The organism is Kitasatospora sp. NPDC056651 (assembly GCF_042792155.1).
Classification (GTDB): Bacteria; Actinomycetota; Actinomycetes; order Streptomycetales; family Streptomycetaceae; genus Kitasatospora.
Genome location: NZ_JBHTWX010000237.1, coordinates 1 through 1,928, shown reverse-complemented (window position 1 = coordinate 1,928; position 1,928 = coordinate 1). Strand labels below are relative to the sequence as shown.

General features: G+C 68.4%; 2 protein-coding genes. One reads left to right on the top strand and one right to left on the bottom strand.

Translation table 11 applies throughout. From position 1 onward, the window contains the following. Window positions 1–1,638: condensation domain-containing protein (locus ACFRAR_RS38670; RefSeq protein WP_380705130.1), on the bottom strand; the 1,638-nt coding region annotated here is incomplete at its 3' end. Here ACFRAR_RS38670 and ACFRAR_RS38665 point away from each other — a divergent pair. Next, on the top strand, window positions 1,612–1,928 hold a 317-nt coding region (locus ACFRAR_RS38665; protein ID WP_380705128.1), incomplete at its 3' end, for a hypothetical protein. The genes ACFRAR_RS38670 and ACFRAR_RS38665 overlap by 27 nt on opposite strands.

The following is a 1,928-nucleotide window of genomic DNA, read 5'->3' as shown; positions in this document are numbered from 1 at the left end:
GGTGCCCATTCGGCCGAGGTAGTTGAAGGAGATCTGTGGGGTGGTGAGTGGTTGGAGTGCGGTGGTGGTGGTGGGGTTGAGGTGGCGGAGGAGGCCGAAGCCGAGGCCGTTGTCGGGGATTTTCCGGAGTTGTTCCTTGACGTGTTTGAGGGCGGTGGCGGTGGTGGGTTGGCCTGTTCGGAGGGCTTGCCAGTCGTGGGTGCCGGGGTCGATGCGGACGGGGTGGAAGTTGGTGAACCAGCCGATGGTGCGGGACAGGTCGATGGTCGGGTCGGGTTCCTCGCGGCCGTGGGTTTCGAGGTCGATCAGGATGGCGGTGTGTTGGCCGCGGTTGTTCTGGTGGCGCCAGTGGGCGGTGGCCAGGGCGAGTGCGGTGAGCAGTGCGTCGTTGACTCGTCCGTGGAATGCGGTGGGGATGGTGGTGAGGAGGGCTTCGGTGGTGTCGGTGGGCAGGGTGGTGGTGAGGTGTCGGGCGGTGCGGGCGGTGTCCGTGGTGGGGTCGAGGGCGCGTCGGCCGAGTAGGGGTTCCTGTTCGCTCAGGAGGTTTTGCCAGAAGGGTAGTTCGGCTGTCCGTTCGGGGGAGGTGGCTTGGTGGGTGAGGAGTTCGGCCCAGCGGCGGAAGGAGGTGCCGACGGGGTCGAGGGTGATGGGCCGGCCGGTGTGCAGGGCGGTGGCGGCGGTGGCGAGGTCCGGGAGGAGGATGCGCCAGGAGACGCCGTCGACGACCAGGTGGTGGGCGATGAGGAGGAGGCGTCCGGGCTGGTGGGGGCCTTGGTCGAGCCAGACGGCTTGGAGCATGGTGCCGGTGCGGGGGGCGAGGCGGTTTTGGGCGGCGGTGGTTTCGCGGGCGGTGAGGTCGTCGAGGGCTTCGGGGGTGAGGTGGGTGGCGTCGACGCGGGTGACGCAGGATGTGGCGGTGACGGCTCCGGGGGGCTGGATCTCCAGGGTCCAGTGTCCGTCGGTTCGTAGTGTCATGCGCAGGGCGTCGTGGTGGTCGAGCAGGGCTTGGAGGGCTTGGGTGAGGTGGGGGAGTGTCAGGTTGGCGGGGGTGCGGATGGCGACGGACTGGTTGAAGGTGTCCGTGTTGCCGCCGTTGTCGGCGAGCCAGTGGATGATCGGGGTCAGGGGGAGTGGTCCGACGCCGTGGTCGTCGTGTGTGGGTCGGGTCGTCTGTTCGGTGGTGCGGGCGATTCGGGCCAGTGCTTCGATGGAGGGGTTGGCGAAGACCTCGCGTGCGGAGAATCGGAGGTTCGCCTGGCGGGCTCGGGAGACCAGTTGGATGGCCATGATGCTGTCTCCGCCGAGGTCGAAGAAGGAGTCCTCGGCGCCGACTCGTTCGAGGTCCAGGACCTGGCGGAAGATTTCGCCGAGTCGTTCCTCGGTGGGGGTGCGGGGGGCGCGGCCGTTGGTTTCGCTGGTGAAGTCGGGTGCGGGTAGGGCGCGTTTGTCGATCTTGCCGTTGCCGGTCAGGGGGAGGGTGTCCAGGACGACGATGGCGGCGGGCACCATGAACTCGGGCAGTTCGGTGCCCGCGAAGGCTCGTAGTTCGGCCGGGTCGATGGTGGTGGCGGGTGTGGGTACGGTGTAGGCGACCAGTCGTTTGTTGCCGGGGTGGTCTTCTCGGGCGAGTACGGTCACCTGGCCCACTGTCCGGTGTCGGGCGAGTGCGGCTTCGATTTCGCCGAGCTCGATCCGGAAGCCGCGGATTTTGACCTGTTGGTCGGCGCGGCCGAGGTATTCCAGTTCGCCGTGGTGGTTCCGGCGGACGAGGTCGCCGGTGCGGTACATCCTTTCTTCGGGTGGGCCGAAGGGGCAGGCCACGAAGCGTTCGGCGGACAGGCTGGGGCGTTGCCAGTAGCCGCGTGCCAGACCGGCTCCGGCGAGGTAGAGCTCGCCGGTGGTGCCGGGTGGGCAGAGGGCGAGCCGGG